The organism is Flavobacterium endophyticum (assembly GCF_003634455.1).
In the GTDB taxonomy this organism is placed as follows: domain Bacteria; phylum Bacteroidota; class Bacteroidia; order Flavobacteriales; family Flavobacteriaceae; genus Flavobacterium; species Flavobacterium endophyticum.
On the sequence record NZ_RBLC01000001.1, the window covers coordinates 301,454 to 315,106 of the forward strand.

General features: G+C 39.2%; 13 protein-coding genes. 8 read left to right on the forward strand and 5 right to left on the reverse strand.

Features of this window, described 5'->3' with window-relative positions; genetic code table 11:
• Positions 1 to 3: 3 nt before the first annotated feature.
• The 3 genes from CLV94_RS01450 to guaA form a co-directional block, all read right to left on the reverse strand.
• Positions 4 to 405 (reverse strand): OsmC family protein, encoded by a 402-nt coding sequence (locus CLV94_RS01450; RefSeq protein ID WP_121374690.1) that lies wholly within the window; start codon positions 403 to 405, stop codon positions 4 to 6.
• Positions 405 to 2,423 carry a LysM peptidoglycan-binding domain-containing protein gene (locus CLV94_RS01455; protein ID WP_121374691.1) on the reverse strand — a complete coding sequence of 673 codons (2,019 nt, stop codon included), beginning with the start codon at positions 2,421 to 2,423 and terminating at the stop codon, positions 405 to 407. The genes CLV94_RS01450 and CLV94_RS01455 overlap by 1 nt, the downstream gene beginning before the upstream one ends.
• Positions 2,424 to 2,521: 98 nt before the next feature.
• The gene (gene guaA / locus CLV94_RS01460) at positions 2,522 to 4,051 is read right to left on the reverse strand and encodes a glutamine-hydrolyzing GMP synthase (protein WP_121374692.1); all 1,530 of its coding nucleotides are present in this window, start codon (positions 4,049 to 4,051) and stop codon (positions 2,522 to 2,524) included.
• A gap of 441 nt (positions 4,052 to 4,492) precedes the next feature.
• On the opposite strand from guaA, the gene CLV94_RS01465 reads away from it, so the two are divergent.
• From CLV94_RS01465 to CLV94_RS01490, 6 genes are all read left to right on the forward strand, one after another.
• Entirely contained in the window at positions 4,493 to 5,989 is a 1,497-nt protein-coding gene (locus tag CLV94_RS01465) for a T9SS-dependent choice-of-anchor J family protein (protein WP_121374693.1), read from the forward strand.
• 150 nt (positions 5,990 to 6,139) lie between these two features.
• On the forward strand, positions 6,140 to 6,511 hold the full coding sequence (gene crcB / locus CLV94_RS01470; protein ID WP_121376193.1) for a fluoride efflux transporter CrcB: 372 nt from the start codon (positions 6,140 to 6,142) through the stop codon (positions 6,509 to 6,511).
• A gap of 38 nt (positions 6,512 to 6,549) precedes the next feature.
• Complete coding sequence (locus CLV94_RS01475; RefSeq protein WP_121374694.1) at positions 6,550 to 7,560, forward strand: DHH family phosphoesterase; 1,011 nt, start codon at positions 6,550 to 6,552, stop codon at positions 7,558 to 7,560.
• A 4-nt stretch (positions 7,561 to 7,564) separates the two neighbouring features.
• Positions 7,565 to 8,191: a gliding motility-associated peptidyl-prolyl isomerase GldI gene (gldI, locus tag CLV94_RS01480; RefSeq protein WP_121374695.1), complete on the forward strand. Its 627-nt coding sequence runs from the start codon at positions 7,565 to 7,567 to the stop codon at positions 8,189 to 8,191.
• A 17-nt stretch (positions 8,192 to 8,208) separates the two neighbouring features.
• Positions 8,209 to 9,327 (forward strand): peptidylprolyl isomerase, encoded by a 1,119-nt coding sequence (locus tag CLV94_RS01485; RefSeq protein ID WP_121374696.1) that lies wholly within the window; start codon positions 8,209 to 8,211, stop codon positions 9,325 to 9,327.
• A gap of 39 nt (positions 9,328 to 9,366) precedes the next feature.
• Complete coding sequence (locus tag CLV94_RS01490; RefSeq protein ID WP_121374697.1) at positions 9,367 to 10,539, forward strand: peptidylprolyl isomerase; 1,173 nt, start codon at positions 9,367 to 9,369, stop codon at positions 10,537 to 10,539.
• Between the two features lie 52 nt (positions 10,540 to 10,591).
• On the opposite strand, the gene CLV94_RS01495 is transcribed toward CLV94_RS01490, so the two are convergent.
• Positions 10,592 to 11,029 carry a hypothetical protein gene (locus CLV94_RS01495; RefSeq protein WP_121374698.1) on the reverse strand — a complete coding sequence of 146 codons (438 nt, stop codon included), beginning with the start codon at positions 11,027 to 11,029 and terminating at the stop codon, positions 10,592 to 10,594.
• A 3-nt stretch (positions 11,030 to 11,032) separates the two neighbouring features.
• Positions 11,033 to 11,650, reverse strand: a complete 618-nt coding sequence (locus tag CLV94_RS01500) for a GNAT family N-acetyltransferase (protein ID WP_121374699.1) — start codon at positions 11,648 to 11,650, stop codon at positions 11,033 to 11,035.
• Between the two features lie 314 nt (positions 11,651 to 11,964).
• On the opposite strand from CLV94_RS01500, the gene CLV94_RS16970 reads away from it, so the two are divergent.
• Together CLV94_RS16970 and CLV94_RS01505 are read left to right on the forward strand one after the other, a co-directional pair.
• Positions 11,965 to 12,120 (forward strand): hypothetical protein, encoded by a 156-nt coding sequence (locus tag CLV94_RS16970; protein WP_170148725.1) that lies wholly within the window; start codon positions 11,965 to 11,967, stop codon positions 12,118 to 12,120.
• Between the two features lie 110 nt (positions 12,121 to 12,230).
• A complete protein-coding gene (locus tag CLV94_RS01505; RefSeq protein ID WP_121374700.1) occupies positions 12,231 to 13,646 on the forward strand; it encodes a hypothetical protein in 1,416 nt (471 codons plus the stop codon).
• Positions 13,647 to 13,653 lie beyond the last annotated feature (7 nt).

The following is a 13,653-nucleotide window of genomic DNA, read 5'->3' on the forward strand; positions in this document are numbered from 1 at the left end:
CGATTATTTCCAGTTAAAGGTGATTGCTTTTTCGATATCAGGATTCAAGCTCAAAAGAACCGGACAGTTCATTGCTGTTCTTTCCAAAATAGTCTTGCTCTTTTCATCAACTGAAACTGACATATTCATCACGATTTCAATCTTGGCAATTTTTCGTGGTTCGGCTTGCATAATTTTCGTTACCTCAACAGTAGAGCCTACCAAATCTAGGTTCATGTCTTTTGACTTGATTGCCATTATCGAAACCATACAGCTTCCTAGAGCGTTGGCTAGCAAGTCTGTCGGTGAAAAAGCTTCTCCCTTTCCGTGATTGTCTGTTGGTGCGTCAGAAAGTATTTCAGTTCTTGATTGCAGGTGTATTGAAGATGTTCTTAAATCTCCTAAATAGGTTACTTTTGATGTCATTATTTTGCTTCTTTAACCGTTAGGTCTTCATCATAATAAAGGATGTACACTCCTTTGTTTGAATAGCCTCCTGATGGATTTCTATTGTAATTGAATTTATTTTCGACCTGTTCCGTAGCTGCATCATAGATTGTTTCTTCGAAACTTTTTTCTTGTGACAATCTGAGCATCGCATCAAAAGTCACGTCGAAGCCGCGCGTAGCATATTGATTAGGGAAAATATTGTTTTTCTTTTTGTACACTTTTGAAAAGATCAATGCTTCAGGCGTATCATTATCACGCGTTACTGCTGGATACAGCATTCTTAATTTTGCCAAGTTGGCTATGGAAATTTCGTCCGAATCTAAGGCATCATTCGATTCCAAAATCACTAACTGCAATTGATATTCTGATTGTGCTGCCAGCAAAGCGGAGATAGTCGATTTGATCATCCATATGCTAGCGGTTTCCATCACAACATAGTTCATCTGGTTTTTCACCAACAGCGACTTAAGACTTTCTGGAGACAAACCCCCTTTATCTGTAAAGCTTGCGAATTTCACATTGCTATAATTGTCTGAAATGTATTTGCGTGTGCTTGCTTTTTTCGGATCTACAACAGCGATTATATTACCATTTTTACTGTTCATATAATCAAACATGGCACTTTTAAGATAGTCAACAGTCGGCATTGATTGGTAAAGATTGCTGTACAATTTTCCGCTGTCTTTTGACAAAGGAGAAATCACAGGAACATTGCTTTTGTTAAGCATTTCGGCTGTTTTTTCAGCATGGGCTTGGTAAAATGGCCCTACGACTACATCGGCTTTTGTCAAATTATTTTGTACAAATGTGCTGGAAATGCTTGATGAATTTCTGTTTTCTTGCGAATCAAGAATTTTCACGTCGATATTTAAGCCCAACGTTTTTGCCGAATCGATAGCCACCAATGCACCTGAATAGAAATCAAGGGTCATGTTCAGGAAATTGTCTTTTTTCAATCGTGCCTGAACGCTAGAGGTCGTATCGCCTTCAATTTTTGACACATTGAAAGGCAACAGCAGCACCAATTCTTTTCTTTCTTTTGTTGAAAGTGATTTGGTCAAATCGGTAAAGTTTTTAGAAGAAGCATTTGCTAATGGTAACGTATTTGGAACTTTTAATATCATTCCTACTTTTACGCCGTCTTTCAATTCCGGATTCAAATCTGTCAAATCGTTTTGGCTCAATCCGAACTGTCTTGACAGGCTGTAAAGTGTTTCTTTAGGCTTTACTTCGTATTTTCCAAAACCAGCTTCAGCTGTTTCTTGTTTTGGGGTTTCTTGCTTAGGAGTTTCGGATTTCTTTTCAGCTATTTCAATTTTTGGAGCACTTCCTTTGATGACGAGCACTTGTCCTATTTTCAAGCCTTCTTTAGCTTCTGGGTTTTTCTTCTCTAGCTCTTCTAAAGTAATGCCATATTTCTTTGCGATCGAGTATTTTGTTTCTTTGGGCTGTACTTCGTGGACGATATTTTGTCCGCCGTTTTTAGCTTCTTTTTTTTCTTCTTTCTCGGCTTTCTTTTCTGCTTTTCTTTCTTCTTTTTTAGAAGGCTTGGTTTCTTGTTTTGGCGTTTCTTGTTGTTTTCCAGGAATTGTCAAGACTTGGCCAATTTTTAGTCCGTCTTTTATTTCTGGATTTGCTTTTTCTAAATCAGCCACAGAAACATTATACTGCTTTGCTAATCCATAAGCAGTTTCTTTTGGAGCAACAGTATGCGTGTTTCCTTTCTTTTGAACCGATGGCGTTTCAACAACTTTCTGTTCTTTTACCGGAATTTTCACTTCTCCTTTTGAAGGAATCAGCAAAACTGATTTTTCTTTCAGGCCATTCCTCGCATCTGGATTCAGGGTATAAATATCTAAAGGAGTAACTTTATATTTTTGTGCGATTTGCGTCACGGTCTCACCGCTCGACACCGTATGTTTCACATTCTGCTGTGCCTGTCCTGAAAAAGACACTAAAAACATCCATACAAATACTATAAAAAACTGCTTCATTTTATTCTTACTTTTTAAGGCTATTAGATTTTATAAGCTAATAAGTCGTTACTAATTTAGAGAAAAGCAACGACTTAATTAATTAATTTTTAAATTTCTTATTCCCACTCAATTGTGGCCGGCGGTTTTGAGCTGATATCGTAGACCACTCTATTCACGCCTTTTACTTTATTGATGATCTCGTTCGAGATTGTCATTAGAAACTCATACGGAAGATGCACCCAGTCAGCTGTCATACCGTCTGTAGATTCTACAGCTCTCAAGGCAACTACCTTTTCGTACGTTCTTTCGTCTCCCATCACGCCAACGCTGTTTACAGGAAGAAGAATCGCTCCAGCCTGCCAAACTTTGTCATACAATCCGTGTGACTTTAATCCTTCTACAAAAATATAATCTACTTCTTGAAGAATCCTTACTTTTTCTGGCGTGATATCTCCCAAAATTCGAATGGATAATCCTGGTCCAGGAAAAGGATGTCTTCCTAACAATTCTGGCGAAATACCAAGCGTTGCTCCTACTCTTCTTACTTCGTCTTTGAAAAGCATGCGAAGCGGCTCAACCACTTTCAGCTTCATGAAATCAGGCAATCCGCCCACATTATGATGCGACTTGATTGTAGCCGATGGTCCTTTTACAGAAACCGATTCGATTACGTCTGGGTAAATTGTTCCTTGCGCCAGCCATTTCACGTCTTCTATCAGGTGCGATTCGTCGTCAAATACTTCAATGAACACACGTCCGATTGTTTTTCTTTTTGTTTCCGGATCATCAATACCCGCCAATTCATCCAAAAAACGTGCCGAAGCATCGACTCCTTTGACGTTCAAGCCCATTCCTTTGTATTGTTCAAGAACATTTTGGAATTCATTTTTGCGTAACAATCCGTTATTCACGAAGATACAGTACAGGTTTTTACCGATCGCTTTGTTCAGCAAAACTGCAGCTACAGTAGAATCGACTCCGCCTGAAAGTCCTAGAACGACTTTGTCGTCTTTTATTTTTTCTTGCAATTCCGCCACGATTTCCTCTACGAAAGCATTTGGCGTGAAATTCTGAGGCACTTTTGCAATTTTGACCAAGAAGTTTTCTAAGATCTGCTTCCCATCTGTCGAATGGTATACTTCTGGATGGAATTGGATCGCATAGGTCTGTTCGCCATCAATTCTATAAGCAGCATTTTCAACATCTTTAGTACTTGCCAGCTTTACACCATTTTCCGGCATCTTTTTGATGGTGTCGCTATGGCTCATCCAGACTTGGCTGTTCAAATGCACATCGTCGAAGAAAGCCTCTTCGTCTTTAATGAACGTAAGATTAGCTCTACCGTATTCACGAATGTTAGACGGTGCTACTTCACCACCAGAAAAATGGGCTAAGTATTGGGCGCCATAACAAACAGCTAGCAATGGCAGCTTGCCGCGAATCTGAGACAAATCAGGATGCGGCGCATCTTCGGCTCTTACTGAAAAAGGGCTTCCAGATAAAATTACGGCTTTATAACTTGATAAATCACTCGGAAAATGATTGTATGGGAAAATTTCGCAGAAAATATTTAATTCGCGAACCCTTCTCGCAATTAGTTGTGTGTATTGCGATCCGAAATCTAAAATAAGTACGTTGTGTTGCATGCGCAAAATTAAGTTAATCTTGTAAGATGTTGTTTTGTTAGTAGCTGTGTTTTTTATCTTTTTTGGTCGAAAGGACAATCTCTTCCTACTCTCAATAAAAATAAAAGCGCAAATTTACAATTAAATGAACAAAAAGGAGACACAATAGTGCCTTTTTTAAGTCTAATAATCAATTTGGAAATTTCTGCTGTGATATCCTTGTTTAAACCTTCAAATCAAGTCGAAAGAAAAGCAGGCTTTTATAAAAAGTCTTTCGTGTTATAGGCTAAAAAAAGTATAGGATTTCTGCTAATTTGGTGTGCTTTTTTATTATTAGTGCCCATAAACAATACTTAAATATATGTTAAATTTAAATTCAACGATGTTAAAATCATAACATTATAAATGCCGAACGTAAAAATATACTTACTTTTAAGAAACTTTTAATTAAAACATATACTTATGAAAAGAAAACTACTTTTTTTATTCTTGTTAGCACCTCTATTAGGCTTTAGCCAATTTAATCAAGGATTTGAAGGAGCAACGACTATTCCTGCGGGATGGACAGTAATTAATGGCGGCGATGCAGCGCAAACATGGGCTGTAATTGATTTTACGGGAGGTGCAGTTCAAGCACATGGCGGTACAAATGCTATGTCAATTCGTTATGGAGCAACGGCACACAATGACTTTTTGATTACGCCTAGCATAACTGTAACCGCAGGCGTGAATGATCAAATCTCTTTTTGGGGAAGAAGTAGGGATCCTTTATATCCTGAAACGATTGCAGTAAAACTATCTACAACAACAGCAGATGCTGCTAGCTTTACGACTACATTAGCAGCTACGGTTGCTCCACCAAGCGGCGCTTATTTTGTGAAATATTCGTATGATTTAACAGCTTTTGTTGGACAGACCGTGTATATCGGATTCCAAAGTACAACGACAGATCAATTTGTATTTGACATTGATGATGTAGTAAGCTCTGCATTACCTGCATGTGTCGAACCTAATGCCGTGACTGCTACAAACATTACAGCAACAGCAGCTACTTTAAACTGGACTTCTGCAGCAACTTCTTTTGTTGTAGAATATGGTGTCCAAGGCTTTACACAAGGTACTGGAACAATTGTAAACGTAACTACTGGAACTTCTACAGCTTTGTCTCCTTTAGCAAGCAATACTGTCTACACAGCTTATGTAAAAACAAATTGTGGAGGCAATAACGAAAGCGCATGGTCAAGTGTTAACTTTAAAACTTTACCAACTCCAGCTCCGAACGACATTTGCGATACGGCATTGCCATTAACCATAGGGGCTACTTTTGAATCTAATCCGTTAACAGGAACTTCTGTTGGCGCAACAACAAGCACTACAATACCATCTTGTTCAAGTTCTGCCCAATATGATGTATGGTTTTCATTAGTTGTTCCAGCAGATGGAAATGTGACAATCCAAACAGACCAAGCACCTGGATCTGAAAATGACGATACAATTATAGCTGCTTATAGAGGTACGTGTGCTGCATTGGTAGCAGTACCAACGGCTTGTAATGATGATAATGCAGACGAGGAGTCTTTTTTCTCTAAATTAGCACTAACGGGCTTAACGCCAGGAGAAACTTTATATATAGCCGTTTGGCAGTATGAAAGTATTTTTGGTCCTGCAGTTAGAGGCGAATTTAAAATTTCAGCATTTAATGCTTCTTTAGGAACGGGTACTGTTGATGCTCCTAAATTCTCTTTCTATCCGAATCCAGTTACTGATGTATTAAATCTATCCTACCAAAACGGTATTTCTGAAGTAGCTGTCTTTAATGTATTAGGACAACAAGTAATGCAAAAAACAGTTAACGAAAATGAATCTCAACTGAATATGTCAGCTTTAGAGCAAGGTACTTACTTGGTAAAAGTGACAAGCGGAAATGAGACTAAAATGATTAAAGTACTGAAAAAATAAGTAAATTTATTTTTCCATTTATATAAAATACCGCTCAATGAGCGGTATTTTTTTATGGCTCCTGCGTTAAACCCAACAAGCATTCCTTCTTTTCAAACAAAACATTCTTCGCGTTTTTTCATTAAGTTTGTCATACTAAATACACTACAAATGATTAAATCCTTGTTGATAGTTGGCTTAGGTGGCGCTTTAGGAAGTATTTTCAGATACCTCACGTCTTTAGCGATTGGAAAACACATGCCTACTAAATTTCCTTTGGGAACTTTTACGGCCAATATCTTAGGCTGTTTTATCATCGGATTGCTGTTTGGTTATTTCGAAAAAAACAATCTGGTCAACTCCGATATGAAATTATTTTTCGCAACCGGATTCTGTGGCGGCTACACGACATTTTCTACATTTGGCTATGAAAACATTAGCCTTTTCCAAAGTAATAATTCTCTTCTGGCTTTTGCCTATATCGGCGCAAGTTTATTCTTCGGACTTCTGGCGGTCTGGTTCGGGCTATTTCTTACCAAATAATTTATGTTTCCACATAAAAAAATGTAATTTCGCAATCTATGAAAGAAGAAGAGATTAAAGGAATACTGGAATTGTTGGCTTCTCCTAAAAAGATTGCCATTATTCCGCACCGAAGCCCCGATGGCGATGCAATGGGTTCTACTTTAGGGCTGTATCATTTTTTAAAAAAATTGAACCACGAGCCGATCGTAATCGCTCCGAATGAATTTCCTGATTTTCTGGCTTGGCTCCCAAGCTCGGAAAAGGTACTTATTTTTGAAAAAGACAAAGAAAACGTAGCAAAAATTCTTAATGAAGTCGAGCTTATTTTTACGCTAGATTTCAATGCCTTGCACAGAACGGGCGAAATGGAAAACGTACTCAATAAGCTAAAAGTGCCTTTCATCATGATTGATCATCATCAAAAGCCTGATGATTACGCGCTTTACCGCTATTCTGACACTAACTTTGGGTCTACTTGCGAGATGATTTATAATTTCATTACGTTCTTAGGCTATAAAGAACTGCTTGACAAAACAATCGCAACTTGCCTTTATACAGGAATCGTAACCGATTCAGGATCGTTCCGTTTTCCATCAACAACCAGCATGACACACAGGGTTGTTGCTGAATTATTGGACATCGGAGTACAAAACGGGGATATACATAATTCGTTATTCGACAATAATTCATACCATCGATTGCAACTTTTAGGACGAGCATTACAGAACATGAAAGTACTGCCAGAATACAAGACTTCGTATATAAAGCTTACGCAGCAGGAACTTGACGAGTTTCATTATGTTAAAGGGGATACCGAAGGCATCGTGAATTACGGATTAACTATTAGAGGAATTATCTTTACCGCTATATTTATTGAGAATAAAGACGAAGGAATCATCAAGATTTCGTTTCGCTCGCAAGGCAATTTTGACGTGAACCAATTTGCACGTGATTATTTCAACGGCGGTGGCCATATTAATGCGGCAGGCGGAAAATCGACATTATCGCTGGAAGAAACCGTAAAACAATTTGAAAGCATTTTATCAAAACAAAATTTTAATGTGTAGGCCTATGAAACTTTTCAAGCTTATTTTGAGTGTCGCGGCTGGCACTATGTTGGTTACAGGCTGTACGCAACAACAGGCTCGCAAGCCTCTTTCGCATTCTTCGGGAACTTTCATGAAAGAATCTGTCGAGCGAAACAAAAAACTGATTGCTGGCGAAGAAGCCAAAATCGAGTTTGTGATCAAAAAAGATGCAAAATCGAACTATATCGCTACGGCTAAAGGATATTGGTATAAATATGACGTAAAAAGTACAGCGACTGATTCTATAACTCCTAAAAAGGGCGATGTGGCTTATTTTGATTACGAAGTAAAAGATCTTGACGGCAATGTAATCTATACGGAACTGGAACTCCGTCCGCAAGTGTATCTTGTCGACAAGCAAAACATCATGATGGGAATGCGCGACGGTATCAAATTGATGAAAAAAGGCGAAAAAATCACTTTCCTTTTTCCTTCCCACATGGGCTACGGCTATCATGGCGATGACAGAAGAATCGGACACAATCAGCCGCTAATGGTTACCATTGCGTTGAAAGACATCAAGCCTGAAAAAGAAGCCCGAACAGAAAACGAATCGAAAACACAACAACCTACCGAAGCTCCAAAACCAACGGAAGAGCCGAAACAATAAACAACCAATTTATCAAAATGAAGAGAATAACAAGTCTATTTTTAGGTATCAGCGCCCTGTTTTTTTCGTGTAACAATCCGAGCAGCAATCTTCCTGATGGTATGTATGCGGAAATCGAAACCAGCAAAGGAACTATTGTAGTTGAATTAGAATATAAAAAGACACCGGTGACGGTTGCCAATTTTGTATCGCTAGCGGAGGGAAAAAATCCGATGGTGAGCGAAAAATATAAAGGAAAGCCGTTTTATGACGGATTAAAATTCCACAGAGTACTGCCTAATTTCATGATCCAAGGCGGTGATCCTGATGGCAATGGCAGTGGCGGTCCAGGATATCGTTTTCAAGATGAAATCGTACCAGAATTAAAGCATGACAAAGGCGGTATCTTGTCTATGGCAAATGGCGGAAAAGCTACAAACGGCAGCCAGTTTTTTATCACGCACCAAGCAACGCCTTGGCTTGACGGAATCCACACTGTTTTTGGACATGTGATTGAAAACGGCATGGAAGTGGTAAACGCTATCCAGCAGGATGACGTAATCAACAAGATTACCATCATCCGCAAAGGAGAGGATGCTAAAAAATTTGATGCTCCAAAAATCTTCAAAGACAATTTTGCAAAGCAGGCTGCTGAACAAAAAAAGATGGAAGAGGAACAGCTAAAATTAAGAGAACAATATGCTGGCGTCATTAAAGAAAAGGAGGCCTCTTTCCAACAATTAAAATCGCAATCAGTTAAAACTCAATCTGGATTGCAATTTAAGATTCTATCTAAAGGTAATGGCAAAAAGCCTGTTGCCGGAGCGCAGGTTTTTATCAACTATGCAGGCTATTTTGAGAACGGCGACTTGTTCGACACCAATATCGAAAGCGTGGCGACAGTTTTCGGAAAGCTAGATCCAAACAGAGCTGCGGCTAAAGCATATAATCCAATTCCTTTCCAGATCGGAGTCAAAGAAGGCATCATTCCTGGATTTATTGAGGGAGTCGAACAGTTATCTATTGGCGACAAAGCGGTTATCTTTATTCCTTCGTATTTAGGCTACGGAGAAAGAGGCATGGAAGGTGCTATTCCTCCAAACGCTAATATTATATTTGAAATTGAAATGCTCGGATCAATGCCTGCCAACCAATAGGCAGCTAAAAATAAAGTAGAAAACTTAATCTGTACTAAAATGAAATTAAAATTTATTTGCTTATTGTTTTTGGCCATGACAGCTGGCCTAGGCGCGCAGACAAAAAAGAAAGCCGCTGCTCCAAAAAAAGCTGCAACTACAACCAAAAAAGCAGGGGCTTCTAACCAAGAGCCTGGAATTTATGCTCAGTTTGAAACGACCAAAGGAAGAATTGTAGTCAAATTAGAATATCAAAAAGCGCCGATTACGGTTGCCAATTTTATTTCTTTGGCAGAAGGCACCAATACTGCCGTAAATGCAAAATACAAAGGAAAACCGTTTTATACCGGACTTAAATTTCATAGAGTTATCAAAGATTTTATGATTCAGGGTGGAGATCCGCTGGGCAATGGTTCTGGAGATCCTGGCTACAAGTTTAAGGATGAAATCGACCCAAGCTTGAAACATGATACAGCAGGAATTCTTTCTATGGCCAATTCTGGCCCTGGAACCAACGGAAGCCAGTTCTTTATTACGCACAAATATACGCCGTGGTTGGATGGCAAGCACACTGTGTTTGGCAAAGTGACTAGCGGCATGGACGTTGTGAATGCGATTGAGCAAAACGACGTAATCATGGAAATCAAAATCATTAGAAATGGTGCCGAAGCTAAGAAGTTTGACGCGGCTAAAGTATTTAATGAGTATTTTGCCAACAAAGATGAAGTTGAGAAAAAACAATTAGCTGCCGAAGCCGAGAAAAAGAAAGCGCTTGAAGCTGAATTTGCTCCTGTAAAAGCTAAAAAAGTAGCCGAATTGAACGCCATCAGAGCGACAACAACAAAGACTGCTTCTGGTTTAGAATATAGTATTACGACAAAAGGCAAAGGAATAAAACCGGCTTCTGGAACGGTATATGTTAATTATGCAGGATATCTTGAAGATGGAAGCTTGTTTGACAGCAGCGATGCCGAAATATCTAAGCTATACGGTAAGTTCGATGCTAACCGCGCAGCTCAGAATGGCTACCAGCCTTTTCCTTTCGATATTTCTAATAAAGGCGGCCTGATTCCTGGTTTCCTTGAAGGTATTAATCTTATGTCGTTTGGAGACAAGGCTACATTCTTTATCCCAGCCGCTCTTGGCTATGGCGAAAGAGGTGCTGGAAACGTAATTCCGCCGAATGCTAATATTATTTTTGAGGTGGAACTTTTGGAAGCTCCTAAACAATAATTAATCACAGGTATTTATACTAAAAAAGAGGTTCTAAATGAACCTCTTTTTTTTATTTCTTAAACTTCCATTCAAATTCATCTTTGTCGTTGATGATGGCTCCTAGTTCCACTTTAATGACTTCATCAAATTCGGCTTGGAGGATGAGCCAGTTGGATTCGTTGAAGAAGTTTTCAAAGGTGTCGAATTCTTCTTTTTCCCACTTTGCCAGTCCTTTTGCTTCTAGTTCTTTTTGAAGCACAGCTATCGGACGGGCTATGACTTTTTTGTCAAACAAAACTAATTCTGGACTTGATGCTACGAGATATCCGAGCTTGAATCCTTCTTCTTGATAAAACGTCAAGCGGATTTTTTGCTTGTTGTATTGAAAGATGACATTGTCTTCTTCGTCTTTATAGGCCTTGTCTGGCTTGCCGTAAAGGGCTTCTACATCTTTCTGCAGCATCCCGAAGATGAGCTTGTCGATTCCGATTTTTGGGTTTATTTTCATGTTTTATCTGTTGTTTATTTTATTCTTCAATTGTTCTTTTGCGCCTCCCTCCCATTCGCTTTTTAGGATGCTGAGTATGATAGAATCGCGGCGGACTCCGTTTTGGATTGTCGGCATGTGGCTTCGCAATATTCCTTCCACCTGGCAGCCTATGCTTTTCATGGCGGCAATGCTTTTTGCATTGTTGCTGTCGGCCCTAAACTCTACTCTTTCCATTCCTAGCACTTCAAAAGCAAATTCGAGCATCAGGAACTTGCAGTGCTTGTTGAGCCCTGTTCCTTGATAGTCTTTTCCGTACCACGTATAGCCGAGCTGGAGCGTCTTGAACGGCAGATTGATATCATAAAAGCGCGTGCTGCCGGCATAGGTGTTTGTTTTTTTATCGTAGACGATGAAGGGAAATTCGGTCTTGTTTTCTCGTGCTTTTAGTGCCAAGTCTATGTAGTTTTCGAGGTTTTCTCTGCCTGCGGCGGGAATAGAAGAAAATGTCCAGATTTCGGGCTCGTTGAGCGAAAAGTGCAGTAGGTTTTCTATATCTGAATGTTGCAGCGGCCGCAACAGGACTGCATCATCTTGCAATATCACTTCTTTTGAAAAGTCAAATTCTTTTATCTGTGCCATATAGTGTGATAGGTTCTTTTGGATATCAAAAATAGGTTTTATGTGGCTATAAATTATTATAAAACTCTTATAAAATGTTTACTACTGTTTTATGGGGAGATTCTTGCTTCGATAAACACTATTGTTTATTAAAAAAATTACTTAAGTAATTATTTTTAGTAATAAAAATAGAGATAATTTGGTTTATGAGTATGCATTTGGTTTGATAGGTTTGTGTTTTTTAATTAAAAAATAAATAAATTAGTTTATTTATAAATTATATTTTGTATTATTGTAGCCTATCTAACCCAAATAACTAATTAAAAACCAATGATATGAATCCAAAAAAGCACTTTATCAGAAGCCTTTATTCTACCCGAGGCAAATTGGTGCCTAGCTGTCTGGCTTGTATCGCACCAAAAGAAGAAATCGTGTCTGTCGTCTTGACAAAAAGGTGTGAAGGGTCTTATAAGCCTCCTCCTAAAATGTAAGTAAAGCTTGTCTTAGCTGGAAAACAGCTACTGTTTTCTAGACCAGACGGCTTGCAGTCTTCTCATAAAATTTTACCCGCCAAATAATTAGTAATCTAAACCAATCAATTATGAAAAACACTGCATTTTTTAAGGGCCTGCTGTATGCGGGTATTGTATTATTGTTTCTTAACTGCGATGACGAAAAGCCAGTGACGGCGCATGCTCATCAGACTAAAAATATGGCGATTTCTTTTAGCCAGTTTAAAAAGGAAACGGATATTGTTGATTTTCAGACGGTCTTTAGGGTAAAGGCTTCACATTTTGGAGAAAATGCAAGAACGGCTGGGCTGACTCAGGGCTTTGTTATTGATACTACTTCTATAGAGAAACGTTCAGATAGCAATCCTACTTATTCATTTTTTGTATATCCGGTCAATGATAAAATGGCGGGAGAACATGAAATCTTCAACTTGGTCTACCATAAAGAGAATGGCAAATGGGAAACGAGCCTATTTTCTGCCGAAATAAAGGTTGTTGAAGGAAGCAATACGCTCTATGAAAACATCAAGCAGGTATATTCGAGTCGTAGCACCAATGTAGTGTGCTGGGGAACGGAATATAAATTTCACTGTACGCGTACGGGGCCTTGTGCAGGAGGCAGCTGCGACTTGTGTAACTTGTGTGTTTCTTCGAGTGCCATTCCTGTTCCGTGCGGCACGACCGAGCCTGAAGACCCGGGTACCGGCACTGGCGGAGAGCCTAGATTTGGCATCAATCCTGGCGGCGGCGGTATTCCTGTTAAGGCATTTATGACTGCCTTGGGGCTTGATCTCGTGCAGCAGGGCTGGCTGGATGCAAATCCGTTTTTTAAGGCACGGCTTATTGAGGGCTATATTGATGTGCCGTCTATCAGTGCTATCGTAGATATTCGTGACGAGTTTAAGGCAAAATTGGGCTTTTTGATGACTAATTATGAAATGTGCCAGAGTGTTGTCGAATATGTCATACAGCAACAGTATCGGCAGGAGGCCCAACAGTTTGGGTGGGAACTGATTAACCTGGCTATGGAAGATTCGTTTGCCTTTGCGTTTGACGATACTGTTGCAGAAAATGCGGTGCCTATCAATAGCGTTGGGCAATTGGGAACCTCATTAAACGAGTTGAAGTTTACCTATGTAGCGATAGACCAGCTGCCAAATCAAAGAAACACATTTATAGGCAGCTATAAATTTAGAATCAATACAATAACTGGACTAAAAATGAATATCAAATTTTCTGTCTCTCCGCAATACCATCATACTGTCACGAGCGTAGCTACCGAGCAATATGGAGTATCTCTTGGGGAGTGGGAACAGAGCCATTATGAAGCGGAGGTATTACCGAATGGCAATATAAGGGTTGAAGTTGTCGGCTCTATGAAATATGATTATTCTATTGATGGGTGGATTACCAAAGGGCTTAAGATTTTTAAGGGCATACGCATGATCTTGATCTTAAATCCGGCCGATGCAACCGTCGTAAGTTCTTCATGGAATTATAACTAACTTAAAA